Annotated in this window: 21 protein-coding genes and 1 tRNA gene; 6 read left to right on the top strand and 16 right to left on the bottom strand. The window is 67.6% G+C overall.

All coding sequences use genetic code 11. The features are described 5' to 3' along the window. Positions 1–368 precede the first annotated feature (368 nt). From ACQVDU_RS01155 to nhaA, 11 genes are all read right to left on the bottom strand, one after another. Positions 369–441, bottom strand: a tRNA-Leu gene (locus tag ACQVDU_RS01155). Between the two features lie 53 nt (positions 442–494). Further along, complete coding sequence (locus ACQVDU_RS01150) at positions 495–1,877, bottom strand: NAD(P)/FAD-dependent oxidoreductase (RefSeq protein WP_292708826.1); 1,383 nt, start codon at positions 1,875–1,877, stop codon at positions 495–497. Positions 1,878–1,900: 23 nt separating this feature from the next. Continuing rightward, entirely contained in the window at positions 1,901–3,202 is a 1,302-nt protein-coding gene (locus ACQVDU_RS01145) for a S8 family serine peptidase (protein WP_443476080.1), read from the bottom strand. Then, on the bottom strand, positions 3,199–3,750 hold the full coding sequence (locus tag ACQVDU_RS01140) for a DUF501 domain-containing protein (protein WP_443476079.1): 552 nt from the start codon (positions 3,748–3,750) through the stop codon (positions 3,199–3,201). Before ACQVDU_RS01140 ends, ACQVDU_RS01145 begins: the two co-directional genes overlap by 4 nt. A gap of 41 nt (positions 3,751–3,791) precedes the next feature. Beyond that, positions 3,792–4,325: an FtsB family cell division protein gene (locus ACQVDU_RS01135; protein WP_443476078.1), complete on the bottom strand. Its 534-nt coding sequence runs from the start codon at positions 4,323–4,325 to the stop codon at positions 3,792–3,794. Between the two features lie 35 nt (positions 4,326–4,360). After that, entirely contained in the window at positions 4,361–5,641 is a 1,281-nt protein-coding gene (gene eno, locus ACQVDU_RS01130) for a phosphopyruvate hydratase (protein ID WP_300591612.1), read from the bottom strand. Positions 5,642–5,746: 105 nt separating this feature from the next. Then, positions 5,747–6,415, bottom strand: a complete 669-nt coding sequence (locus ACQVDU_RS01125; RefSeq protein WP_300591611.1) for an O-methyltransferase — start codon at positions 6,413–6,415, stop codon at positions 5,747–5,749. A 39-nt stretch (positions 6,416–6,454) separates the two neighbouring features. Further along, positions 6,455–7,294 (bottom strand): SGNH/GDSL hydrolase family protein, encoded by an 840-nt coding sequence (locus ACQVDU_RS01120; RefSeq protein ID WP_300591609.1) that lies wholly within the window; start codon positions 7,292–7,294, stop codon positions 6,455–6,457. A 53-nt stretch (positions 7,295–7,347) separates the two neighbouring features. Beyond that, entirely contained in the window at positions 7,348–8,598 is a 1,251-nt protein-coding gene (gene hisS / locus ACQVDU_RS01115; protein WP_300591615.1) for a histidine--tRNA ligase, read from the bottom strand. 31 nt (positions 8,599–8,629) lie between these two features. Then, complete coding sequence (locus ACQVDU_RS01110) at positions 8,630–9,322, bottom strand: MazG nucleotide pyrophosphohydrolase domain-containing protein (RefSeq protein ID WP_300591607.1); 693 nt, start codon at positions 9,320–9,322, stop codon at positions 8,630–8,632. Beyond that, entirely contained in the window at positions 9,319–10,497 is a 1,179-nt protein-coding gene (gene nhaA / locus ACQVDU_RS01105) for a Na+/H+ antiporter NhaA (RefSeq protein ID WP_300591606.1), read from the bottom strand. Before nhaA ends, ACQVDU_RS01110 begins: the two co-directional genes overlap by 4 nt. Positions 10,498–10,664: 167 nt before the next feature. On the opposite strand from nhaA, the gene ACQVDU_RS01100 reads away from it, so the two are divergent. Both ACQVDU_RS01100 and ACQVDU_RS01095 read left to right on the top strand, forming a co-directional pair. Beyond that, the gene (locus tag ACQVDU_RS01100) at positions 10,665–13,352 is read left to right on the top strand and encodes a phosphoenolpyruvate carboxylase (RefSeq protein ID WP_300591605.1); all 2,688 of its coding nucleotides are present in this window, start codon (positions 10,665–10,667) and stop codon (positions 13,350–13,352) included. Positions 13,353–13,411: 59 nt separating this feature from the next. Next, the gene (locus tag ACQVDU_RS01095; protein WP_300591604.1) at positions 13,412–13,585 is read left to right on the top strand and encodes a hypothetical protein; all 174 of its coding nucleotides are present in this window, start codon (positions 13,412–13,414) and stop codon (positions 13,583–13,585) included. A 4-nt stretch (positions 13,586–13,589) separates the two neighbouring features. Here ACQVDU_RS01095 and ACQVDU_RS01090 read toward each other — a convergent pair whose 3' ends face one another. After that, entirely contained in the window at positions 13,590–14,189 is a 600-nt protein-coding gene (locus tag ACQVDU_RS01090; protein WP_300591602.1) for a gamma carbonic anhydrase family protein, read from the bottom strand. A gap of 151 nt (positions 14,190–14,340) precedes the next feature. Here ACQVDU_RS01090 and ACQVDU_RS01085 point away from each other — a divergent pair, with 151 nt between their 5' ends. Next, positions 14,341–15,672 carry a DUF222 domain-containing protein gene (locus ACQVDU_RS01085; RefSeq protein WP_443476077.1) on the top strand — a complete coding sequence of 444 codons (1,332 nt, stop codon included), beginning with the start codon at positions 14,341–14,343 and terminating at the stop codon, positions 15,670–15,672. Positions 15,673–15,770: 98 nt separating this feature from the next. Next, a complete protein-coding gene (locus tag ACQVDU_RS01080) occupies positions 15,771–16,556 on the top strand; it encodes a siderophore-interacting protein (protein WP_300593808.1) in 786 nt (261 codons plus the stop codon). A 40-nt stretch (positions 16,557–16,596) separates the two neighbouring features. Here ACQVDU_RS01080 and ACQVDU_RS01075 read toward each other — a convergent pair whose 3' ends face one another. From ACQVDU_RS01075 to ACQVDU_RS01060, 4 genes are read right to left on the bottom strand one after another with little or no spacing between them, the layout of a single operon-like run. Continuing rightward, on the bottom strand, positions 16,597–16,989 hold the full coding sequence (locus ACQVDU_RS01075) for a VOC family protein (RefSeq protein WP_300593811.1): 393 nt from the start codon (positions 16,987–16,989) through the stop codon (positions 16,597–16,599). A gap of 45 nt (positions 16,990–17,034) precedes the next feature. Continuing rightward, complete coding sequence (gene mfd, locus ACQVDU_RS01070) at positions 17,035–20,658, bottom strand: transcription-repair coupling factor (protein WP_300593814.1); 3,624 nt, start codon at positions 20,656–20,658, stop codon at positions 17,035–17,037. 35 nt (positions 20,659–20,693) lie between these two features. Continuing rightward, positions 20,694–21,278, bottom strand: coding sequence for an aminoacyl-tRNA hydrolase (pth, locus tag ACQVDU_RS01065; protein WP_300593817.1), 585 nt, complete (start codon positions 21,276–21,278; stop codon positions 20,694–20,696). Positions 21,279–21,312: 34 nt separating this feature from the next. Next, positions 21,313–21,939 (bottom strand): 50S ribosomal protein L25/general stress protein Ctc, encoded by a 627-nt coding sequence (locus ACQVDU_RS01060; protein ID WP_300593820.1) that lies wholly within the window; start codon positions 21,937–21,939, stop codon positions 21,313–21,315. Between the two features lie 242 nt (positions 21,940–22,181). Between ACQVDU_RS01060 and ACQVDU_RS01055 the strand changes: the two genes are divergently transcribed. Together ACQVDU_RS01055 and gndA are read left to right on the top strand one after the other, a co-directional pair. Further along, positions 22,182–22,307, top strand: coding sequence for a hypothetical protein (locus ACQVDU_RS01055; protein WP_292736217.1), 126 nt, complete (start codon positions 22,182–22,184; stop codon positions 22,305–22,307). A gap of 59 nt (positions 22,308–22,366) precedes the next feature. Continuing rightward, positions 22,367–23,842 carry an NADP-dependent phosphogluconate dehydrogenase gene (gene gndA / locus ACQVDU_RS01050; protein WP_443476076.1) on the top strand — a complete coding sequence of 492 codons (1,476 nt, stop codon included), beginning with the start codon at positions 22,367–22,369 and terminating at the stop codon, positions 23,840–23,842. Positions 23,843–23,888 lie beyond the last annotated feature (46 nt).

Genomic DNA, 23,888 nt, shown 5'->3' with positions numbered 1-23,888 from the left:
TTACGCCGTCGGATGACGGGCGCTGAACAGATGCAACCTCTTCCCCGCAGCGGGGTCGACGATCCTCACGGAATCCATACGGTCACGACCCGCATGCTCACGGATCCTCGACGATGCTCCGCGCCGCGCGGAGCCTCCGGCGGCGTGGGCCCGAGTGTGACTCTCGCCCACCAAAGCGACGAGGCACGCCGCCGCGCTGCGCGCGGCACCGTGCCTCGTACCCCCGGTGGGACTCGAACCCCGCCCCACCGCCACTCCACGCGCCGCTCCGCAGCGCGCGGAGCCACCGGCGGCGTGGGCCCGAGTGTGACTCTCGCCCACCAAAGCGACGAGGCACGCCGCCGCGCTGCGCGCGGCACCGTGCCTCGTACCCCCGGTGGGACTCGAACCCACACTTGAGCGATTTTAAGTCGCCTGCCTCTGCCATTGGGCTACGGGGGCGCCGTTGTCGGCGCTCCCACGCTACCCCGCAGGGGCGCCGGCGACGCGTTGTGTCAGGACTTGGTGCCCGCGGGCTCCTTGGCGGGCACCGCCGACGCAGCCGGAGGCTTCGGGCGTGCCGCGAACTCCTCGAACACGTACCGCGGGTGCTGGACGGTCGACAGGTTCACGATGTCGCGACCCAGCCACAGGTTGTTCCACCAACCCCAGATGACCCGCCACTTGCGCTCCCACGACGGCATCGCCAGGCCGTGGTAGCCACGGTGCGCAAGCCAGGCGATGAAGCCCTTGAGCGCAAGCTTGCCCGACTGGAAGACACCGTTGTACAAGCCAAGGCCTGCGACAGCGCCGAGGTTCTTGTGCACGTACTCCACGGGAAGCTCGCCGCGCAGGACCGCGGTGATGTTCTTCGCCATGAGCTTGGCCTGACGCACGGCGTGCTGTGCGTTCGGGACGCAGTAGCCGCCAACGCCGCCACCGGTCAGGTCGGGCACTGCGGCCACGTCACCCGCAGCCCAGGCGCCCTCGACGATCTCGTCCTCGCTGCCGACACGAAGATCGGCACGGGTGCGGATGCGACCACGTTCCTCGACGGGCAGGTCGCTGCCACGGACGACAGTCGGGTTGGCCATGACACCGGCGGTCCAGACGATCAGGTCGCTCGGAATGACCTCGCCGGTAGACAGCTCGACGTTGCCGCCGACCGCTCCGGTCACCTGTGTGTCGAGGTGCACGGCGCCGCCGCGCTCACCGAGGGACTTCATGACCCACTTGCTGGTCTCGAGCGACACCTCAGGCATGATTCGGCCCATCGCCTCGACGAGGTGGAAGTGAGTCTCCTCGAAGCTCAGCTCGGGGTACTTCTTCAGCAGTGCGGATGCGATCGAGCGAAGCTCAGCGAAAACCTCGATGCCCGCGAACCCACCGCCGACCACGACGACCGTGAGCAGGCGCTCCCGCTCGGGGCCGGGAGGAAGGGTCGCTGCCTTGTCGAAGTTCGAGAACAGCTTGTCGCGGATGGCGACCGCCTCTTCGATCGTCTTCAGACCGATGGCGTTGTCGGCGATTCCGGGGATCGGGAAGGTCCGCGAGACGGCGCCGGCGGTGACGACGATCTGGTCGTACTCCTCCTGCCAGGGCTCGCCGAGCGTTGGGGTGACCGTCGCCACCTTGTTGGCGTGGTCGATACCGGTGATCTTCGCCGTCACAACGCGCGTGCGCTTGAGATGACGACGCAGCGACACCACCGAGTGGCGGGCCTCGATCGAGCCCGCAGCCACCTCGGGAAGGAACGGCTGGTAGGTCATGTAAGGAAGTGGGTCGACAATCGTGACCTGTGCTTCGCCGCGGCGAAGGTGCTTCTCGAGTTTCCAGGCCGTGTAGAAGCCGGCATACCCTCCGCCGACAATAAGGATCCTGGGGGTGGTGTTGCTCACGATGGGAGAACTCCTGAGATGTTTCAGCGGCGGGGGGCGCGGGACGCCAATCGGACGCGTCGGACAGCAGCAGTGACGCCGAGCGCCACCAGTATAGCCGCGACGGTGCCCGCCGCGAGCGGGACCGTCCCGTAGAGCAGCGACTCGGTGCTCGGCAGAAGGGGCGAAGCCGCAGCCTGCTGCTCCACGGGGGGCAAGGGTTCGACCGCGGCGGGGGGAACCGTCGGCTCGGGATCGGGCACGAGGTTGGCTCGCCGATAGATGGTGATCCACTCGGCCAGACTCCCGAGCGGGTTCTCCCTGACTGCGGGTACGGATGCCGTCACGGCGGCCTCGGCATCCACCAGACCGTAGCCGTAGAGCGGGTCGGGCAGGTCTGTCACTCCGGCGGGCGGCGTCGCGGTACGGATGATGCGATTGATGACATCATCGGCATCCATATCGGGATACGCAGACCGCACGAGTGCCGCGATACCTGCCACGATGGGCGCTGCGCCGCTCGTGCCATCCCACTCGACGACCTTGCCGTCCGCGGATACCCCGAGGAGGTTCTCGCTGGGAGCAGCCACGGCGATCGTGATGCCCTGCGTCGAGGCCTCTCGACTTGCCCGCCCGTGCGGATCCACCCCACCGACGACGAGGACACCGGGGATCGTCGCCGGTGCACCGACAACTCCCGTCCCGCTCCCCCGGTTTCCTGCGGCAGCCACGACGACCACGTCGTGCTCGAAGGCATACATGAACGCATCGTCCCAGCTGCGATCCCAGTCAGGGGTGTTGGTGGTGAACGACAGGTTGATGATGTCAGCGCCGTTGTCGACAGCCCAATAGATCGCTTGGGCGATCTGCTCGGCGAAGGGGACGGATGCCGAGACGCCGAATCCCACGGAGATCGAGAGGAGCTCGGCATCCGGCGCCACACCGAGCATGCCCGTCACCGGGCTCGTACCGCGGGAGGCGGCAAGGGACGCCACCCAACTGCCGTGATCGGGGTCGCGGGCTCCCACGGGGGTGCGCCCGTCTGGTGATCCAAGACCCGAGACATCCGTGCCCCCGACCACGCCCGAGAACTCCACGGGGCCTTTGCCGATGCCGGTGTCGATGACCGCGATCCGCACTCCCGAACCTGTGGAGGTCTTCCAGGCGTCACGGATGCCGTAATCGTCGAGCCAATACTCCGCCGCGCGGAGCGGGTCGGAGTCAGATGGCGACGGCGAGGGCGTGACGGTGAACCCGGGCAGGGCGATCATGCCGGCAATCGCGAGCGTAACTGCAGCGAGTCGACCGAGCTGGCGGCGGCGATCCGTCGCCACCGCAGCACTCACGCCAGCTCCTCGGAGACCGCGTCCACTGTGCGCGTTGCGGCTCCCGGGTCGGCGCACACGCAACGATCCGGCGACCAGTCCGACAGCGCGAGCGCCCGGTCCCCGATCGGGTTCACCCCCGGGCCCGCCGCGAGCGAGTGCGCCAGCACGGCGTGCAGGCACTTCACCCGCGTCGGCATCCCGCCCGCCGAGATCCCCGCGATTTCCTCCGGGTCTCCGTAGCGAGCTCTGTCATCGAGGTAGCTCTGGTGCGCGAGGCGATACGCATCCGCGATCTCATCATCTGTCGCGAGCTGGTCGGCGAGTTCATGCATGGTGTGGTCGGCCTCAAGCGCCGACATGGCCGCCGTGGCCCCCGGGTGCGTCAGGTAGTAGAACGTCGGGAACGGGGTCCCGTCGGGAAGCCGCGGCGCCGTCGCGACGACGGTGGGGTTCCCGCACGCACAGCGCGCGGCGATGCCGAGCACTCCCCGAGCCGGGCGACCCAGTTGCTCGCGCAGGACGGCGAGCTCAGCCTCGGTGACGGGAGCAAACGGGGGCCTGGACACTCCTCCAGGCTACCGACCCGCTCCTGAAGTCCCGCTGCGCGTCACGGTGCGACAGTCAATTCCGAGGAAGTGGGCTGCGGATCGGGAACCCCGATGACCGGAAGGGCGGCGGTCTTCGCAAGCCCCGCCGCGGTCACCGACCGGACCAGTTGCGACATCCAGTCGGTCGTGGTTTGCACCACTTCGTCGCTGACCGGCGCCTGCTCGGCGGGTATCGCCGAGTCGGGCAGGTCGTTGTCGACGAGGTACACAACCTCACCGGGGCGCACGTAGTAGAGCCGCTCGCGGGCCTGGGTTGTGATGTAGGCCGGGTCCTGCCACCGGTCCTTCTCGGTCTCAAGGGCAGCGATCTGGTCCTCGGTCACCTGCACTGCCTGCTCGAGTGCAACAATCCGTTGACGCTGCTCCAGGTAGGTGCCGACGGTGGGAACCAACACGAAAGCTGCGAGGACCACAAGCCCCAGCATGATCACCATGAAGCCCGAGAGCCGGATGCCGCCAAGCCAGCCCCTTACGTCGACGCGGCGAGGCGAGCGGGACCGGGGGGAACGAGAACGGGGAGCCGGACTGGTCATCACGGCTCCCCTCTCGTCAGGTCAGTTCGAGCGCATCAGCCCTTGAAACGGGGGAAGGCTCCACGACCGGCGAAGACCGCCGCGTCGCCGAGTTCTTCTTCGATGCGCAGAAGCTGATTGTATTTCGCGACGCGCTCGCTGCGAGCAGGCGCACCGGTCTTGATCTGACCGCAGTTCACGGCGACCGCGAGGTCGGCGATCGTGGTGTCTTCGGTCTCGCCCGACCGGTGGGAGAGCATCGACCGGTAGCCGTTCGAGGTGGCCAGAGCCACGGCGTCCAGGGTCTCGGACAGCGTGCCGATCTGGTTGACCTTCACGAGCAGAGCATTCGCAACGCCCAGGTCGATGCCGCGCTGCAGGCGGCTCGGGTTGGTGACGAACAGGTCGTCACCAACGAGCTGCACCTTCGAGCCGATCGCGTCGGTGAGCGCCTTCCAGGCGTCCCAGTCGTCTTCGGCCAGCGCATCCTCGATCGTGACGATCGGGTAGTTCGCGACGAGGTCGGCGAAGTAGTCGGTGAGCTCAGCCGCCGTCCACGGCTTGCCCTCGACGGTGTACACGCCGTCGGAGAAGAACTCCGTGGCCGCGACGTCCAGACCCACGGCGATGTCTTTGCCGGGGGTGAAGCCGGCCTTCTCGATCGCCTTCATGAGGAAGTCCAGGCCCTCGCGGTTGCTGGGCAGGTCGGGCGCGAAGCCGCCCTCGTCGCCGAGGCCGGTCGCGAAGCCCGCAGCCTTCAGCTCGCCCTTGAGGACGTGGTAGGTCTCGGTGCCCCAGCGCAGCGACTCAGCGTACGTTTCGGCGCCGATGGGTGCCAGGAAGAACTCCTGGAAGTCGATGCCGTTGTCGGCGTGCTCACCGCCGTTGATGACGTTGAACAGCGGAACGGGCAGCACGTGCGCGTTGGGTCCGCCGAGGTAGCGGAACAGCGGCAGGTCTGCGCTGTCGGCCGCGGCCTTGGCAACGGCCAGGCTCACGCCGAGGATCGCGTTGGCGCCGCAGCGCGACTTGTTGTCAGTGCCGTCGGTCTCGATGAGAATCTCGTCGACGATGCGCTGCTCGCTGGCATCCACACCCTCGAGTGCCGGCCCGAGCTCGTCGATGACGGCAGCGACGGCCTTGAGCACGCCCTTGCCGCCGTACCGGCTCTTGTCGCCGTCACGCAGTTCATACGCCTCGAATGCGCCGGTCGATGCGCCGGACGGGACGGCCGCCCGCTGAACGGTGCCGTCTTCGAGGAGGACTTCCACCTCGACGGTCGGGTTGCCGCGCGAATCGAGAATCTCGCGCGCGCCTACAGCCTCAATCAATGCCACGAAAGGACTCCTTGTTTGGGAGGGTTGTGTCGGAGCGTCGTCGGTCCACGTCGAGTCTAGTGACGACGGATGCCGCGCCACAGGCCCGCGCGGACGGAGAAAAGCTCAGACCACGACGGCGAGCGCGATCCCATCCCATCCTTTGCGATCCAGCGTCTGCAGTGCTGTCGCATCGAACCGCGGGTCCTCGCGGAGCATCTCGAGCCCCTGCCGGGTACCGACGACCTGACTCGTGGTGTCGTGAGGATCGGCGACCTGGCCCGATCGGCCGATGTTGTCGACGACGACGACAGTTCCCGGACGCCCGAGGCGCGCCGCCCAGTCGAGGTACACCGTGTTGGATTCCTTGTCGGCATCGATGAAGACAAGATCGAAGGGATCGTCGCCCGCAAGGGTCGGCAGGACCTCTGCGGCCCGCCCGACGCGGACGTCCACGCGATCCCCGACGCCCGCACGGTCGAGGTTGGCCCGCGCGATTGACGCGTTGAGCGGCTCGGCCTCGATCGTGACCACCGTTCCGCCGTTCGGCACAGCGCGGGCCAGCCAGATCGTGGAATAGCCGCCGAGGGTACCGATCTCAAGAATCCTGCGGGCGCCGGCGATCCGGGCGAGCAGGTGCAAGAACTTCGCGTTCACGGGAGCCACCTCGATGGCTGGCAGCCCCGCGCGGCCCTGCTCTGCCAGCGCGGCATCAAGCGCAGCATCCTGGTCGACGAGCGTGTCGGTCAGGTAGTGATCGACTCGGGTCCACGCGTCCGGGGTGGGATCTGGCATGGCATCAGCCAACCGTGCCCGGCTCGTGCGGTCAACGGGTCAGCGCGCTGGATCTGATTTCCCCGTCGGATGCCGCGTCGCGACGCTTGTTTTGCCGTAGCCCAGCGCTCCCGCAACCGCCGGAAGAAGGGCCTCGGCGGTGCGCCGGTACCCGAGCGGGCTCGGGTGGAAGCGGTCCAGACTGAACATCTCATCGGGCTGGGAGATGAAGAAGGGTCCGACGGCGTGACGCAGTGACACGGCGTACGCGCCGGCGCCGACCGCCGCGTCCTCCTGAGCGTCGGCGAGCTGGCGCGACATCCGCGACCCCAGCGATCGCAGCGGTTGCGGCACGGGCCGTAGCGCCCCGAGGTCTGGGCAACTTCCCACCACGACCTGCGCACCGCGGGCCCGCAGCCGTTCGATCGCCACAACCAGGTGCCGCACCGCGGTGGAGACGGCGACGCGGTGCGTGATGTCGTTGCCGCCGACGACGATGACGGCGACATCCGGCCGATAGTCATCAGCGAGCTCGTCGAGCTGAGCACCCAGGGCCGACGACTCCGAGCCGACGACCGCCGCGGTGCGCAGTCGCACGGGGCGCTTCGCCTTCTTCGCGAGTCCGATCGCCAGACGCGCGCCGAGCGTTTCCTTGCGCCGCTGCGCGCCGAGGCCCGCCGCGATCGAGTCCCCCAGTACGAGAAGCTCGATCGGGTCACCCTCGAGCTTGCGGCGCCACACGCGGTCTGCCTCGAGCGCATCCTCACCCAGCGGCTTGCCGATGAGTCGCCGGGCCTGCGCGGCCTGGCGGTCGAGCAGTGCGCGCGTGGCGAGCGCCGTCGTCGCCACGGCACCCACCAAGGCAGCTGCCCACAGCACCCCAGTCGTGATCCGACTCATGCAGTGATTCGACCCGCTCGATCTGAACCGTCGTTGACGCGACGGTAAACGAACTAGCCGAGCGACTTGATCTCCAGAGCGTCGACCGTCGCGCCCGGCCGGACGGCGGCGAAGTGGGTATACCCGTCCGCGGTCGCACGCTCCAGCAGGGGCTTGAGGTTCTTCGGGCGTTGCTCGAGCCGGACACGATCACCCCGGGCCACGAGCGCTGACTTCAGAGCCACGAGCTCGGCAACGGCCATATCGCGATCGTGGACCAGCACGATCGCTGACTGAGCGGCATCCGCGGCGTCGGCGACGAGATCGACGAGACGCTCGAAGCCGAGCGAGAACCCAACGGCGGGGACGTCCTGGCCGAGGAAGCGGCCGATCATTCCGTCGTACCGGCCACCGCCCCCGAGCGAATATGAGACGAGCGGATGGGCGATCTCGAAGATCGTGCCGGTGTAGTAGCCCATACCGCGCACGAGGAACGGGTCGAACACCAGCGGGGCCTCTCCCCCGCGGGCAGTCGCCACCGCCTCGCCGATCGCGGCGAGCGCGCCGATCGCCTCACCTTCGAGCCCGTCGGGCAGCGCGGCACGGATCTGCTCCTCGTCGAAGCCACTTACCGTGCCCTTCTCACGCGCCAGGAACTCCGCGAAGGTATCGACGGCCTCGGGCGCCGCCGAGCGCTCCCGCAGCTCCGTTGCCACGCCTGCGGCGCCGATCTTGTCGAGCTTGTCGATCGTGATGAGGACGCCGGGTCGCTCTGCCTCGGGAAAGCCGAAGTGATCGAGCATCGCATCCAACAGGCGACGGTCGTTCACACGGACGATGCCGCCCTCGAGCCCGAGGGCATCCAGCGCGTCGAGGGTCGCGGTGATCAGCTCGGCTTCGGCGCGCGAGGAAGCATCGCCGATGATGTCGATGTCGCACTGCACGAACTGCCGGTATCGACCCTTCTGGGGTCGCTCTGCCCGCCACACCGGCGCGATCTGCACGGCACGGAAGACCCCCGGAAGCTCGGCCCGGTGGCTCGCATAGAAGCGCGCGAGCGGCACCGTCAGGTCATACCGCAGCCCCAGATCCGAGAGGGCCGCGGGATCGTCGGCCGCCGCACGGATGCCGTCGGCATCCAGTCCGCGGCGCAGGACGTTATAGGCAAGCTTCTCGTTGTCGCCACCGATGCCGGCGTGAAGCCGCTCGTAATCCTCGACCACCGGCGTTTCAATCTCGTCGAAGCCGTGGGCGCGGTAGCGCTGCCGGATGACGGCGAGCACGCGCTCACGGCGAGCCTTGTCGGCGGGGAGAAAATCGCGCATGCCGCGCGGCGGGGTGACGGGTGGCACCGGCCTATTCTTCCAGGTCAGCGGGCGCAGCTTCGGCAGCTCGGATCTCTTCCGAGAGCCCGCGCAACCGTTCCCGCAGCGCACGCTCGGCGTCCCAGCCGCGCGTGCGGGCGATCGCAACGAGGGCGAGAAGCGCGTCGCCGAGCTCATCCTCGGAGGCGGGAACAGCGAGTGCCGTTGCGCCCGCACCTACTCCCGGCGAGCTGAGTGCAGGGAGTGAGGCTGCCTTTCCGACCAGCTTCTGCGCGAGCGCGAGAGTAGGCATCCGTTCACTCACGCCGTCCAAAACGCTCGTGCGGCCGCGCTTCTCTTCGGCCTTGGCAGCGTTCCACAAGACGAGCACCTGCTCGGGCGTGTCGGCGGTCTCGCCCGCGAAGACGTGCGGATGCCGACGCACCATCTTGTCGGTGAGAGTGCGAGCGACGTCATCGATATCGAACGGGTCGTCGCTGTCGCGCGAAGCGATCTCGGCGTGGAACAGCACCTGCCACAGCAGGTCGCCGAGTTCCTCCCGCAGATCGGCGCGCGTGCCGACCTCCACCGCATCGATCAGTTCGGCGCTCTCTTCCACGAGGTAGGGCACGAGTGCCCGGTGGTCGATCTGCTGCGTCCACACGCACGTATCGCGCACGGCACGCATCGTCTCGGCGGCGCGGCGCAGCGCATCCACGGATGCCGGCTCGGCCGGGCCCGTCATGACGTCGCCGCCTCGTCGGCCTCGATGGCGACGCTGCTTGCCCGCCTGCGGTAGTGACGGGCGCGCATCGACACCAGGATGCCGGCGATGAGGACCGAGACAAGCGAGCCCGAGAGCACACCGAGAACAGCTTCGTCGGTGAGGAGGTCGTTGCCTTCGAAGGCGAGTTCGGACAGCAGCAGTGACACCGTGAATCCGATGCCCCCGAGCGCGCCGGCGGCTATCAGGTCAGCCAGCGGAAGCCGCGGCATCGCGGGGTCGTGCGCGACCCGCTGCGAGATCCACCCGAACAGCGAGATGCCGAGGATCTTTCCGACAGGCAGCGCGATCAGGATGCCGTAGAAGGCGGGCGTGAGCTCCTCGATGGACACCGCCGGGATGACGACCAGAGCCGACGAGAACGCGAAGAGCGGCAGCACGATGACGTTCACCCACGGCTCCATCGCATGCCGGGTATGAAGCGCCGGTTGCTGCGCCATGACAAGCCCGAGGGCGACGCCGGCAATCGTGGCGTGCACACCCGACAGGTAGACGAGAACCCAGGTCGCCACAGCGAGCACCAGGAGGATCGGGATCACCGCGGCACGCGCCCGGGTGTCGAGCTTTCGGCTGAGATACCCGAAGACCACGACGAGTACTGCCGCTGCGGCAAGCAGCGCGATGTTGACGCCATCGGTGAAGAGCACCGCGATGAAGATGATGCCGACGATGTCGTCGAGGATCGCGAGCGCAAGAAGAAAGATCCGCACCCCGGAGGGCAGGCCTCTGCCGAACACGGCGAGAACGCCGAGGGCGAAAGCGATGTCGGTCGCGGTCGGGATCGGCCACCCGTCAGCAGACTCGGTGCCCCACGCGAACGCGAGGTAGACGACGATCGGGACGAGCACTCCGCCCGCCGCGGCGATCGCCGGCTGCAGGGCCTTGCGAGCGGAGTTGAGCTGACCATTGGTGAGTTCGAACTGCAGTTCGACGGCGACGACGAAGAAGAACAGTGCGAGGAGCCCATCCGCGATCCAGTGGCCCACAGAGAGCTCGAAGACGCCGGGAATGCCGACGTAGGTGTGCTGCAGGTCTTGCACACTGTGGCCGATCGGAGAGTTCGCGATGATGAGTCCCGCGGCGGCTGCAACCAGCAGCATGATGGCGGGAAAGCGCGCAGAGCGAAGCAACGACATGGAGTCCTTTCGGGGATGCGGCAGCCGATGCCGACCAGACTTCCCGGCTCTCCAGCCCCTATCCTACCGGCGGGGCGCAGTGCGCCTCGAAGACGGCTCGGATCGCGCCCTGTCACGAGTCGTCACCCGTCACCTTGATGAAACACCTGGCCATTACGGTGGAATCCATGTACGAAATGACCCGAACCGAAGCCATCGACCTCGTCGGCCGATATGAAGCGGGTCAGGAGATCCCCGAACAGATGCGCGCGGATGTGCGCCTGCTCGGTTCCCTCTTGGGAGAAGTGCTCCGCGAGAGCGGGTCGCCCGGGTTGTTCGAGGATGTCGAGCGCCTTCGCCTCGCGACGATCCAGGCGTACACGGATGAGACTCCCGAGGCCTACGCGCGAGCCACCGAGGTGGCTGAATCGTTCTCGATCGAGCGAGCCCACGAGGTGGCCCGCGCGTTCACGGCGTACTTCCACCTGGTGAATCTGGTGGAAGAGCACCAACGTGTGCGGATTGTCCGCGAGCGTGACGGCCGCCCCGACAGCGAAGGCGCGGCCGACTCGATCGAAGCCGCTTACGCCCGGCTGGCTGAGGAAGTCGGTGAGGATGCCGCCCTCGCCCGTCTGCAGTCGCTGCGTTTCCACCCCGTGTTCACCGCGCACCCGACCGAGGCGCGCCGCCGGGCGATCTCATCCAGCATCCGTCGCCTTGCGGATCTGCTGCAAGAACACGACGACCGCCTGCGCGATGGCAACGACCCGGCGCGTCTGGAACGGCGCATGGTCGAAGAGATCGACACCCTGTGGCGCACCGCGCCTCTTCGCCCCGAGAAGCCGTCGCCGGTCGACGAGGTGCGCTCGGTCATGGCGATCTTCGACGAGACCCTCTACACCGTGGTCCCGGCCGTGTATCGGCGCCTCGATGACATGCTGCAGGGAACGAACGCGGGTGGTCGCGCACCGCTCGTAACCCCCTTCGTGCGTGTGGGGTCGTGGGTCGGCGGTGACCGCGATGGAAACCCGTTCGTGACGGCATCCGTGACGCGCAAAGCAGCGGGCATCGCCGCCGAGCACATCCTGCTGGGACTCGAGCGCACGACGCAGCGCATCGGTCGGACGCTCACCCTGGATGCCGACACGACGCCGCCCTCCGACGCGCTGCTTGCGCTGTGGAAGCGCCTGAAGGCTGCAGATGAAGAGGCAGCCACTGAGATCGCGAAGCGATCGCCGAACGAGCCGCACCGCCGCATCCTGCTGATGCTCGCGCGCAAGATCGACGCGACACGCCTGCGCGATGCCGACCTTGCCTATCGCGAGCCGAGCGAGTTCCTCGCCGACCTGCGCACGGTTCAGGACTCGCTCGTCGCCGCCGGGGCTGCCCGCCAGGCCTACGGGCACCTGCAGCAGTTGATCTGGCAGGTCGAGACCTATGGCTTCCACCTTGCCGAGCTCGAGGTGCGGCAGCACTCGGCAGTGCACGCGAAGGTTCTCGCCGAGCTGGATGTGGCTGCCGGATCGACCGGCGAGCTTTCCGAGCAGGCCGACGAGGTGCTCGAGGTCTTCCGCACGATCGCCTTCCTGCAGGAGCGGTACGGACCTGCTGCAGCGGGCCGCTACATCGTGTCGTTCACGCAGTCCGCCGAGGATCTCGCGAACGTTCATCGCCTTGCCCGCTACGCGGTCGGCGAGGGCGGGCGGATGCCGGTGCTCGACGTCGTCCCGCTGTTCGAAACGTTCGCCGATCTGCAGGCGGCACCGGGGATCCTTGCCGAGATCGTGCAGCACCCCGAGTTCGCGGATCGCCTGGCCCGGACCGGGCGCCGCCTCGAGGTCATGCTCGGGTACTCCGACTCCTCGAAGGACGTCGGCCCCGTCGCCGCGACACTCGCGCTGTACGAGGCGCAGGCCGACATCGCTGCGTGGGCAAAGGAGGAGGGGATCGAGCTCACGCTCTTCCACGGGCGTGGCGGTGCCCTCGGGCGTGGCGGCGGGCCCGCGAACTCCGCGATCCTCGCCCAGCCTCCACACTCGGTCGACGGGCGCTTCAAGCTCACTGAGCAAGGTGAGGTGATCTTCGCCCGCTACGGCGATCCGGACATCGCGATGCGCCACATCGATCAGGTCGCTGCCGCTGTGCTGCTGGCATCGGCACCCTCGATCGAGCGGCGCAACAGCGGCGCGGCACGGAAGTTCGCCGATGTGGCGGCGACGATGGATGCCGCATCCCGCCAGCGCTTCTTCGATCTGGTCAAAGCCCCCGGCTTCGCGCCATGGTTCGCGCAGGTCACCCCGATGGAAGAGATCGGACTGCTGGCCCTCGGCTCTCGCCCGGCGCGCCGCGGTCTGTCGGTCGAATCCCTCGCTGACCTCCGCGCCATCCCCTGGGTGTTCGCCTGGGCGCAGGCTCGCATCAACCTCGCCGGCTGGTTTGGCCTCGGCACCGCGTTGGATGCCGTCGGTGACGAGGAGCTGCTTCGCGAGGCCTACGAGCAATGGCCGTTGTTCCGGACGATGATCGACAACGTCGGCATGAGCCTTGCCAAGACCGACCCACGGATCGCGCGCCGCTATCTCGAACTCGGTGACCGTGACGACCTCGCCGGGCTCGTGCTCGATGAGATGACGTTGACGCGCTCCTGGGTCGTCAGGCTCACCGGCGGCGACGAGGTGCTCGCCAACAAGCCCGTCCTGCAGCGTGCCGTGAAGCTCCGCAGTCCCTATGTTGACGCGCTGTCGCTGCTTCAGCTGCGGGCGCTGCGCGGGCTTCGGGATGCCGCGGCATCGGACGCACCCGCCGATCCCGATCAGCAGCGTCTGCTGTTGCTTTCGGTGAGCGGTGTCGCGGCGGGCCTGCAGAACACGGGATGATCCTGCACGGATCGCGCGTCGCTGCCATCCGTGTCGGTGGGCAGGGTTAGCGTCTGGGCATGGCGATCACGACCACGGAGACCTGCCCGTTGTGCGGCACCGACGACGTCCGCGTCGACGACGTGGCATGGTTTGCTGTCGCGTTCGAGCGCCGCGCCGAGCTGCTGAGTGATGTCGACGTGCAGGATGCCGTGGTGTTCCTGTGCCGCGAATGCGGGGTGACCTGGGACTGAAGTCTCAGTCGAGGCGAACGTCGTCAGCGTGCCTCGCAAGACTCCGTCCGTAGCGCTCCGTGAGTTGAACCATCAGATCCGGCGTCTCACGGTCGAGCCCGAACACGTAGCCCGGGAAGTCCAACTCCTTCTGCGCTTCCCAGATGTCGTCGTGCCGGTCCGGCGAGTACAGGTGCGCCGGATTTCCGACAGCAACCCACGCGATCGGCACGACTGTTTCTGGGGGAAGAACGGTGCGCAGGTGAACGACCGCGTTGATGCGAACCTCGCTGCGCTCGCCGATTCGCGCACCGTTGAAGACGCGCGTGCCCGTGGCGAGGAACACCTCATCAGCCACGGTGGCTCCCGAAATACTCGCCATCGGTCCGACCAGCACGTGGTCGCCGATATGGACGGGATCTGTCGCGCTCGCCCGGATCAGCGCGTTCTCCATCACGATGACGCTCTCACCGATCGTGATCGCACCGCCCTCGGCCGTGATGACCGCGCCGTGCAGGACCTGCGAATGCGCGCCGATCGTGACGTCCCCCGAAATCACCGCGCTCGGCGCGATGACGGCCGTGGGATGGATGCGGGGCTGCGCCCCGAGGTGCTCGAACCGCATCGTTCCTCCTCGATCGGTGTCAGCGTACCGCGTCGGTGCACATCCCAGGCTTGCGCGTTTCGTACATTTGTTCTATACTAATGAGTAGCAGCGCACGTGCCCATGGAGCGCTTCCGGCGGAGCCGTCTGGCTTCACGATTCTCGGAGCAGCATGGGCACCCCCGCATCCCCCGACCGACACCGCGGTCCTTCCGTGTCGTCGCGGGTGCACGGTCGGGTGACCGCTTTGGTGGATGATCTGGTTGCGACGCGGCGGAAGATCGCAGCGTTGCAGGCCCGTGAAGCTCGGTTGCTCGCATACGGAGTTGATCTGGCCCTAGAACGGGCCGCGGAGCTCGGATCCTCCCGGTCCGGGTCAGACCTCGGCATCCGCGAGATCGCTGCCGAACTGGGCGCCGCAATGCGGGTCAGCGACCGCACCGTGCAGAACCGCATGGGCGACGCATCCGCCCTCGTCGGCCGCTTCGCGGGAACCCACACCACCCTCGAACGCGGCGAGATCGACACCGCCCACGTACGGGTCATCGTGGACGCCGGTGCCGGCATCAGTGATGACACGGCGCGGGCCCACTACGAACAGCTTGCGCTCGAGATCGCCCGCCACGAGAGCCCCAACCGACTCCGGCCTGCCGCCCGTGCAATCGCCGCCAGCATCGACCCCGACTCCCCCACCCGACTGCGGCGCCTCGCAACCGACGCCCGCGCCGTTCGTATCCAGGACCTCGACGACGGACTCGCCCGCCTGGTCGCCGACCTCCCCGCGCCGCTCGCGTATGCCATCCACGACCGGCTCACCCAGGTCGCCCGCCACGTCCGCGACACCCGCGTCGCAGTGCTCGGCGACGAACAGAACCCGGCCGAACCGGCACCAGATGACCGAACAATGGATCAGCTGCGCGCCGATGTGCTCAGTGACCTGCTGCTGACCGCAACACCCGCAGCCCACGGCGATGCTGATGTCACAACCCGGATCGCCGGACGGGTGCAGGTCACCATCCCCCTCCGGTCCCTGGCCGGAACCAGCGACGAACCCGGCATCCTCGCTGGCTACGGGGCTGTCGACCCCGCCCTGATCCGCGACCTCGCTGGCCGAGCCCCCGGCTGGGATCGCGTCTTCACCGACGCCGACACCGGACTCCCCGTCGCCGTCGACCGCTACCGACCCGACGCCGCGCTGAAACGGTACCTGTCGGCCCGAGACGAACACTGCCGCTTCCCCGGATGCCGACGCCCCGCCCACGCCTGCGACATCGACCACACCATCGATGCCGCCCGCGGCGGACGCACCGACCCGTGCAACCTCGCTCACTTCTGTAAACGACATCACGTCCTCAAACACGACACCGCCTGGACCGTCACACAACGCCCAGGCGGAGTCCTGGAATGGACCAGCCCCACCGGTAGGACCTACAACGACAACCCAGCCCCCACCGTCCGCTTCACACCCGACCCCGAACCGACACCTACAGCCGCGCCCTTCTAGAGGCGATCTCGCGCCCTTCCGCCGGTAACGCCGCCCGCACGAACCGACTCAGCAGAGCGCAGCCCTGGAATGCTCTGCGCGCGGCTACGGTGGGGGGGATGGCACTCTCCTCCCGAACCACAACCCGTGCGCCCCGTCCGACGATCGAGTTCACCGTGCTCGAGACGACGTGGCTGAACCCGCACCTGGTACGCGTCCGCCTCGGCGGGTCCGGTTTCACTCAGTTCCAGAACCGGCCCGAAACCGACAAGTACGTGAAGCTGAAGTTCACGACTCCCGAGCCCGAGTCACTCCCGGTGACGAGAACCTACACGGTGCGCCGTGTCGACCATGCCGCGCAGGCGATCGACGTCGACTTCGTCATACACGGCGACGAGGGACTCGCGGGTCCCTGGGCAGCGACGGTGAAGCCTGGCGCGACGATCAGTCTCATGGGGCCTGGCGGTGGCTACTCCCCCGATCCGGACGCCGACTGGCACCTGTTCGCGGGTGACATGTCGGCAGTTCCCGCCATCGCGGCCGCACTCGAAGCCCTCCCCGTGCACGCGGTGGGCGCGGCGATCATCGAAGTCGACACCGAGGCGGACATCCTCGACCTCGAACACCCCGCGGGCGTCGAGCTGGTCTGGATCACCAACCCCGATCACGCGGTATCGGCTCTGGCCGACGCCGTCCGGACGATCCACTGGCGTGAGGGACGCGTTCACGTCTTCGCTCACGGCGAGCGCGAAGCGATGAAAGAACTGCGGCGCGTGTTCTTCGAGGAGCACACCCTCGAGCGCGGACAGGTGTCCCTGTCGGGCTACTGGGCGCGCGGCCGTACCGAAGACCGGTTCCAAGCCGAGAAGCGCGAGCCGATCGGCCAGATCCTCCCGCCCGCCTAGTCCTGGGCTACGAGCAGAGGCCCACAGGAGGCGTCTGCGATTACGACCTGTCCGCAACGATCTCGGCCTTGAATCCGGCAGAGTTCTCGAGCCATCCGGCGTAGTGATCCGACCCTCCCGCATGGGGGTATCGGTCGTGGTAGAGCGGACGCCACCCGTGCTGCTCGGCGTGTGCCATGATCGCGTCAACGCGGCCGGGTGCACCGCCCTTGAAGGCAAGATGATTGACGCCGGGAGCCCTTCGATCATGGGATCCCCCGGAGACGTTCGGCGAGGTCGTCAAAGTCAGGTATGCGCCTCCTGCGGCCCAGGACTCGCCTCCTGGCCACTCGCTCTGTCGCGTGAAGCCGAGCTCATCCAGAAGCCAGCCCCACTCAGCGCGATCCTGCGTCAGGTCTGCGACCCACAGCTCGACATGATGAAACCCCGCCACGAACTCCAGTCTCTCAACTCCATGGTCTACGAGAGCTGCCGCCGCTCAGTCCTGGGATGCCGGGGCGGCGATGTCAGCGGCGACGGGCTCGGGCCAGAGCTGCCCGAGGAGGGTGTCGACCCACGCGATGAGGTCGGCATCCGCCACCGCTTCGCCGCCCACCCGCGGCAGCGGCACGACGACAGCCTCACCACCGGCGAGGAGCTTGGCCGAGGGATACAGCCGCTGCAGGCGTACGCGCATCGAATCCGCCAGCCGTGCCGGGGCAATCCGCAGATTCGGGCCCATCGCGACGACATCCGTCAACCCGGCACGCGCGGCACGACGACGCAGTCGCGCCATCGCCAGCAGCCCGGCGACGTCCACGGGCGGCTCGCCGTAGCGGTCGGTGAGCTCCTCGACGACGGCGTCGATCGCGTCATCCTTGGCGGTCGCGGATGCCGCGGCCGAGAGCTTCTGGTAAGCCTCGAGCCGGAGCCGCTCGCTGTCGATGTAGTCCTCGGGAATCCGCGCCTGCACGGGCAGTTCGAGCCGCAACTCGGCCGGACCCTCGACGTCCTCGCCACGGAAGGTCGCGACGGCCTCACCGATCATCCGCAGATACAGGTCGAACCCGACCCCGGCGATATGCCCGGCCTGCTCGGCGCCGAGGAGGTTTCCAGCACCGCGCAGTTCGAGGTCCTTCAGGGCGACCTGCATGCCGCTGCCGAGATCGTTGTTCACCGCGATCGTCTCGAGACGGTCGGCAGCGGTCTCTGAGAGCGGCTTCGCGTCGTCATAGAGGAAGTACGCGTACGCGCGCTCGCGGCCACGCCCCACGCGGCCGCGAAGCTGATGCAGCTGCGAGAGTCCGTACTTATCGGCCCGGTCGATGATGATCGTGTTGGCGTTGGCGATATCGAGGCCCGTCTCGATGATCGTTGTCGAGACGAGCACATCGGCCTTACGTTCCCAGAAGTCATCGACGACCTGCTCGAGCTGGTGCTCGCCCATCTGGCCGTGAGCAACCACGACCCGAGCCTCGGGCACGAGCTCTGCCAGCTCGCTCGCTACGCGCTGGATGGAACTCACGCGGTTATGGACGTAGAAGACCTGACCCTCGCGCAGCAGCTCCCGACGAATCGCAGCTGCGATCTGCTTGTCATTGCGGGCGCCGACATAGGTGAGGATCGGATGCCTGTCTTCGGGCGGTGTCTGCAGCGTCGACATCTCGCGGATGCCTGTCACCGCCATCTCGAGCGTTCGAGGAATGGGGGTAGCGCTCATCGCCAGGATGTCGACATTGGTCTTGAGCTTCTTCAGAGCATCCTTATGCTCGACGCCAAAGCGCTGCTCCTCATCGATGATCATGAGACCGAGGTCCTTGAAGATCACCTTCTCGGTCAAGATCCGGTGCGTGCCGATCACCATGTCGACGGTGCCGTCGGTGAGGCCCGCAAGAGTCTCCCTCGCCTCCTTGTCGGTCTGGAATCGCGAGAGCGCCTTGACCTTCACGGGGAAACCGGCGAAGCGCTCCGTGAAGGTCTCGAGATGCTGCTTGACCAACAGGGTCGTCGGCACGAGCATCGCGACCTGCTTGCCGTCCTGGATCGCCTTGAACGCGGCGCGTACAGCGACCTCGGTCTTGCCGAAGCCGACGTCTCCCGACAGCAGTCGGTCCATGGGGATGGGCCGCTCCATGTCGGCCTTGATCTCGTCGATCGTCTGTAGCTGATCCATCGTCTCGGCGAACGGGAATGCTTCTTCCAGCTCACGCTGCCACGGGGTATCAGGGCCGAAGGCGTGTCCCTTGGCGGCCATCCGCGCGGAATACAGCTTGACCAGCTCGACGGCGATGTCGCGTACCGCCTTGCGTGCCCGCCCCTTTGCCTGCGCCCAGTCGCTGCCGCCCATCTTCGAGAGGGCCGGCGCCTCACCGCCGACGTAGCGCGACAGAAGGTCGAGCTGATCGGTCGGCACCATGAGCTTGTCGCCGGGGTACCCGCGCTTGGACGGTGCGTACTCGAGCACGACGTATTCGCGCACGCTCTTGACCGGGTTCCGACCGCCCGACGACACCTCGCGCTTCGCAAGTTCGACGAACCGCCCGATCCCGTGCGTGGCGTGCACGACGTGATCACCGGGCGTCAGCTGGAGAGGATCGACGACATTCCGGCGCTTGGACGCGAGCTTCTTGACGACCCGACTGTCGCCACCGATCGTGCGCCCGTAGAACTCGGACTCCGTCAGCACCGCAAGGCGTGCGTCCTCGAGTTCGAAACCGCGCTCGAGCTGGGCCACCGCGAGCAAGACGCGGCCAGGCTCGGGCGCGGCATCCGCATCATCCACGATGACCGCGGCGATCTCACGGTCGGCGAGCACGTCGCGGGCGCGTTCGACCAGTCCCGTGCCGGATGCCGTGACGACAACGCTCCAGCCCGCGGCAACGCGTTCGCCGACATAGGCGGTGGCCCCGTCGACGTTGCCGTGGAAGGACGGCACCGATCGGGCGGGAATCCGCACCGGTGCATCACCGAGCACGTCGTCGAGGTCATCTGCAAGCAGCCCCTCGGCTGCCGCATCGGCAGCTCCCGAATCGAAGGGACTCAGCGTCCACCACACGCCGGAGCGATCGTGAACCGTCTCCCGCAACTGGGCAATCGTCAGAAAGTCGCCCCCTCCGAGATCGACCGGCGTGCTCGCACCCGCCGTCGCTGCGCTCCACGCGGCTTCCAGGAACTCATGGTTGGTCTCAGCGAGGGTCCGTGCCCGCGTACGGGACCGCTCGGGATCCACGAGGGCAACGGCGGATCCTTCGGGCAAATAGTCGACGAGGGTCGCCATCTGCGGCACGAGCGCCGGCGTCAACGATTCCATGCCCTCGGCAGGAATCCCCTCAGCCATCTTCTCGAGCATCCCGTGCAGGCCCGCGAACTCGCCGGCCAGCTGGCGTGCACGAGCGCGAACGTCGGCGGTGAGCAAGAGCTCGCGACCAGGAAGGAGGTCGACGGCTTCGACCGCGCCGGGCAGAGAACGCTGATCAGCAACCGAGAACGTGCGGATCTGGTCGACCTCGTCGCCGAAGAACTCGACACGATACGGATGGTCGGCCACGGTGGGGAACACATCCAGGATCCCGCCGCGCACCGCGAACTCGCCGCGGCGCGAAACCATGTCGACGCGGTGGTAGGCGAGTTCAACCAGGCGCTCGACGATCACCGCAAGATCGTGCCCGCGTTCACCGGCACGCAGCCGCACCGGTTCGACCTCGGCAAGCCCCGCCGCGAGCGGCTGCAGCGCCGCGCGGACTGATGCCACGACAACGACCGGCTCTGCACCAGAAGAGGCTGCGACGCGCGCGAGTGTCTCCAGCCGCCGTCCAACCGTCTCAGGACTAGGGCTGAGCCGCTCGTGAGGCAGAGTCTCCCACGCAGGGAAGGGCAGCACCGCCGCGTCGGGAAGAAGTGCTCGCAGCGCCGGGATCAGAGACTCAACGCGGCGGCCGGTCGGAGCGATCGCCAGCAACACAGGCGGCTTACCTGTGTCCCGGCGGCGACGAACGAGAGCGCTCAGCAGCGGGGCATCGAGGCCGTCGACCACCGAGACGTCGGCATCCACGGCAGCCGCCGCAACCACATCCCGGAAATGCTCGGAGCGGTCGAGGGCGCGCGAGATCCCGGGAAAAGCCACCGGATGATTCTAGGCCGCCCGCCAGCCTTCCCGGATCAGGGGCGAGGCGCGTGGTGCACCTGTTGAGCCGCGAGCAGACCCTCATCAACGAGTCGCTCGACAGCATCGGCTGCATCCGAGACAGCGAGAGCAAGTTCCTCCCGGGCAGAAGCAGGGAACTGCTGCAACACCCAGTCCGCCGGATCCTGTCGGCCGGGCGGTCGACCGATCCCCACGCGCACCCGCGGGAAGTCCGGGGTACCCAGGGCCTTCGCGACATCCCGCACCCCGTTGTGACCGCCGTGCCCGCCGCCGATCTTGAGCCGCACGGCGTCGAAGGGGATGTCGAGCTCGTCGTGCACGACGACCACACGCTCGGGGGGGATCCCGTAGAACTGCACGAGTCCCGCGACGGGTCCCCCCGAGACGTTCATAAAGGTGTTCAGTTTGGCGAGCACGAGCTTCGGTCCGCCCGGACGCAGCCACGCTTCGGCGACGCGAGCGTTTGCCTTGTGGGAGCGAAAACCCTGTCCACGCCGACGAGCGAGTTCATCGACGACGAGCTGCCCGATGTTGTGCCGGGTGCGCTCGTACTGTGGACCGGGGTTGCCCAGGCCCACGATGAGCCATGCGTCGCTCACGGCAGCGCCCCTCCGGCTCGTTCAGCCCGCCGGATTACTCCGAGTCGGTCGCAGCGTCCTCGGCAGCGTCGCCGGCGTCAGCGCCAGCCTCGCCGTCCGCGGCAGACTCATCAGCAGCTGCAGCGGCAGGAACCGAGATGGCAACGACAAGCACCTCGGGGTCGGTGACCAGCACCGCACCCTGCGGAAGGGCCAGTTCGCCAGCGGTGATACGGGCACCCTCTTCGAGGCCCTCGACGTCGACCTCGACGTGCTGCGGGATGTCGGTGGCCGCGACGGCGAGGGAAATGCTCGTGGCGTCCTGGTTGACGATCGTGCCCGAGAAGGACTCGCCGACGACGAGGACCGGAACGTCGACCTGGACCTTCTCACCCTTGTTGATGACGACGAGGTCGATGTGCTCGATGATCTGGTGCACCGGGTCCCTCTGCACGTCCTTGACCAGCGCGAGCTGCGGCTTGCCAGCGATGTCGAGCTCGATCAGCGCGTTTGCGTGGCGCACGAGCAGCAGCATCTGGTGACCGGGCAGCGCCACGTGGACGGGGTCAGTGCCGTGGCCGTACAGCACGGCAGGAATCTTGCCTGCAGCACGCAGGCGGCGGGCGAAACCCTTACCGAAGTTCTCACGAATCTCGGCGTGGACGATGGTCTGTTCGGACATGTGCTCTCTCCTTGGGCGGACACCGGGATGTGTTCTCAGCCCGGACGTAGTGGGACTCGACTCGAACGCGAGCGCGTGAGGAACCCGTGAGGCCGCACACCCTCGTCGATAACGGATGCTTACTGCGGCGCGCTGGGCGCCAGCGAGCATCCCTCGCCGAAGTACAGTCCGCAAGTCTACCAGCGGCCCCGGTACGATGGTGACGGGCCGCGACGGGCCCGCTTTCCCGAGAGCAAGGACGAATGATGGACGCCCAGGTCACCTCGAACATTCTCGTCGCCGTGATCGGCATCCTCACCCTCGGCACCCTCGTCGGTGTCGTTGCGGCCTTCTGGTCGATGGGCCGCTCGGCATACCGCAAGGAGTAAGCCGCGACGTTCCCTTAGGCTGACTGCGGCAACCACCCGCAGACGCCCAGGGAGTGAACGTGACGGATCAGGCAGCGACGAGCACCGCGACAGCGAACATCGGAGTCGTGGGGCTCGCGGTCATGGGGTCCAACCTCGCCCGAAACCTCGCCAGCCGCGAGGGCAACACCGTCGCGATCTACAACCGCAGCGCTGAGAAGACCGAGCACCTCGTCGCGGAGCATCCCGAAGCGGGCTTCGTCGCCACCTTCTCGTACGAGCAGTTCGCTGCCTCGCTCACCGCACCCCGCACCGCGATCATCATGGTCAAGGCCGGTGCCGGCACGGATGCCGTCATCGACGAGCTTCTGCGCGTCTTCGAGCCCGGCGACATCATCGTCGACGGCGGGAACGCCCTGTTCACCGACACCATCCGTCGCGAGAAGGCTGTGCGTGAGACCGGAATCAACTTCGTCGGCATGGGCGTATCCGGTGGCGAGGAAGGGGCCCTCCTCGGACCCTCGCTGATGCCCGGTGGATCAGATGAGTCGTGGATCACACTCGGCCCCATCCTGAAGAGCATCGCCGCGGTCGCCGAGGGCGAGCCGTGCGTCACCCACATCGGCCACGACGGCGCCGGCCACTTCGTCAAGATGGTGCACAACGGCATCGAGTACGCCGACATGCAGGTGATCGCCGAGGCCTACGACATCATCCGTCACGCGACCGGGTACTCCCCCGCACAGATCGCCGACGTGTTCGCCGAGTGGAACCGCGGCGAACTCGAGTCGTACCTGATCGAGATCACCGCAGAGGTGCTGCGCCAGGTCGACAGCGAGACCAACCTGCCGCTCGTCGACATCGTCCTCGACCAGGCCGGGGCGAAGGGCACGGGAGGGTGGACGGCCCAGACCGCCATCGATCTCGGCGTTCCGGCATCCGGCATCGCCGAGGCCGTTTTCGCCCGCTCTCTCTCGTCGCACCCCGAGCAGCGGGCCACCGCCGGCGTTCTGCCCGGACCCGACACAAGCGACGGGGTCGCGCTCATGGACGAGCCCGAGGAGTTCATCGAGCAGGTCCGTCGCGCCCTCTACGCATCCAAGATCGTGGCGTACTCGCAGGGTTTCGACATCATCCGCGCTGGCGCTGCGCACTACGGCTGGAACATCGACCTCGGCCGGGTGGCTGCGATCTGGCGGGGCGGCTGCATCATCCGGGCGCGGTTCCTGAACCGCATCACCGAGGCGTACGCCGAGGCCCCGGATCTGCCGGTCTTGATGACCGCCCCGTTCTTCGTGGATGCCCTCAATGGCGCTCAGAACGCGTGGCGGAACATCGTCGCACTGTCGGCAGCGGCGGGCATCCCCGCGCCGGTGTTCTCGTCTTCGCTCGCCTATTACGACGGGCTGCGGGCCGGGCGACTGCCGGCTGCCCTCATCCAGGGTCAGCGTGATTTCTTCGGTGCGCACACGTACAAGCGCATCGACCGCGCGGGCACGTTCCACACGCTGTGGTCGGGCGACCGCAGCGAGATCGAAGCCGTCGACACCCACTGACCTCACCCGACGCCGAAGGGCCGTGACCGGCTCAGCCTCGGTCACG

Source organism: Microbacterium sp. F2 (genome assembly GCF_052274505.1).
In the GTDB taxonomy this organism is placed as follows: domain Bacteria; phylum Actinomycetota; class Actinomycetes; order Actinomycetales; family Microbacteriaceae; genus Microbacterium.
This window is presented reverse-complemented; position numbering and strand designations above follow the sequence as displayed.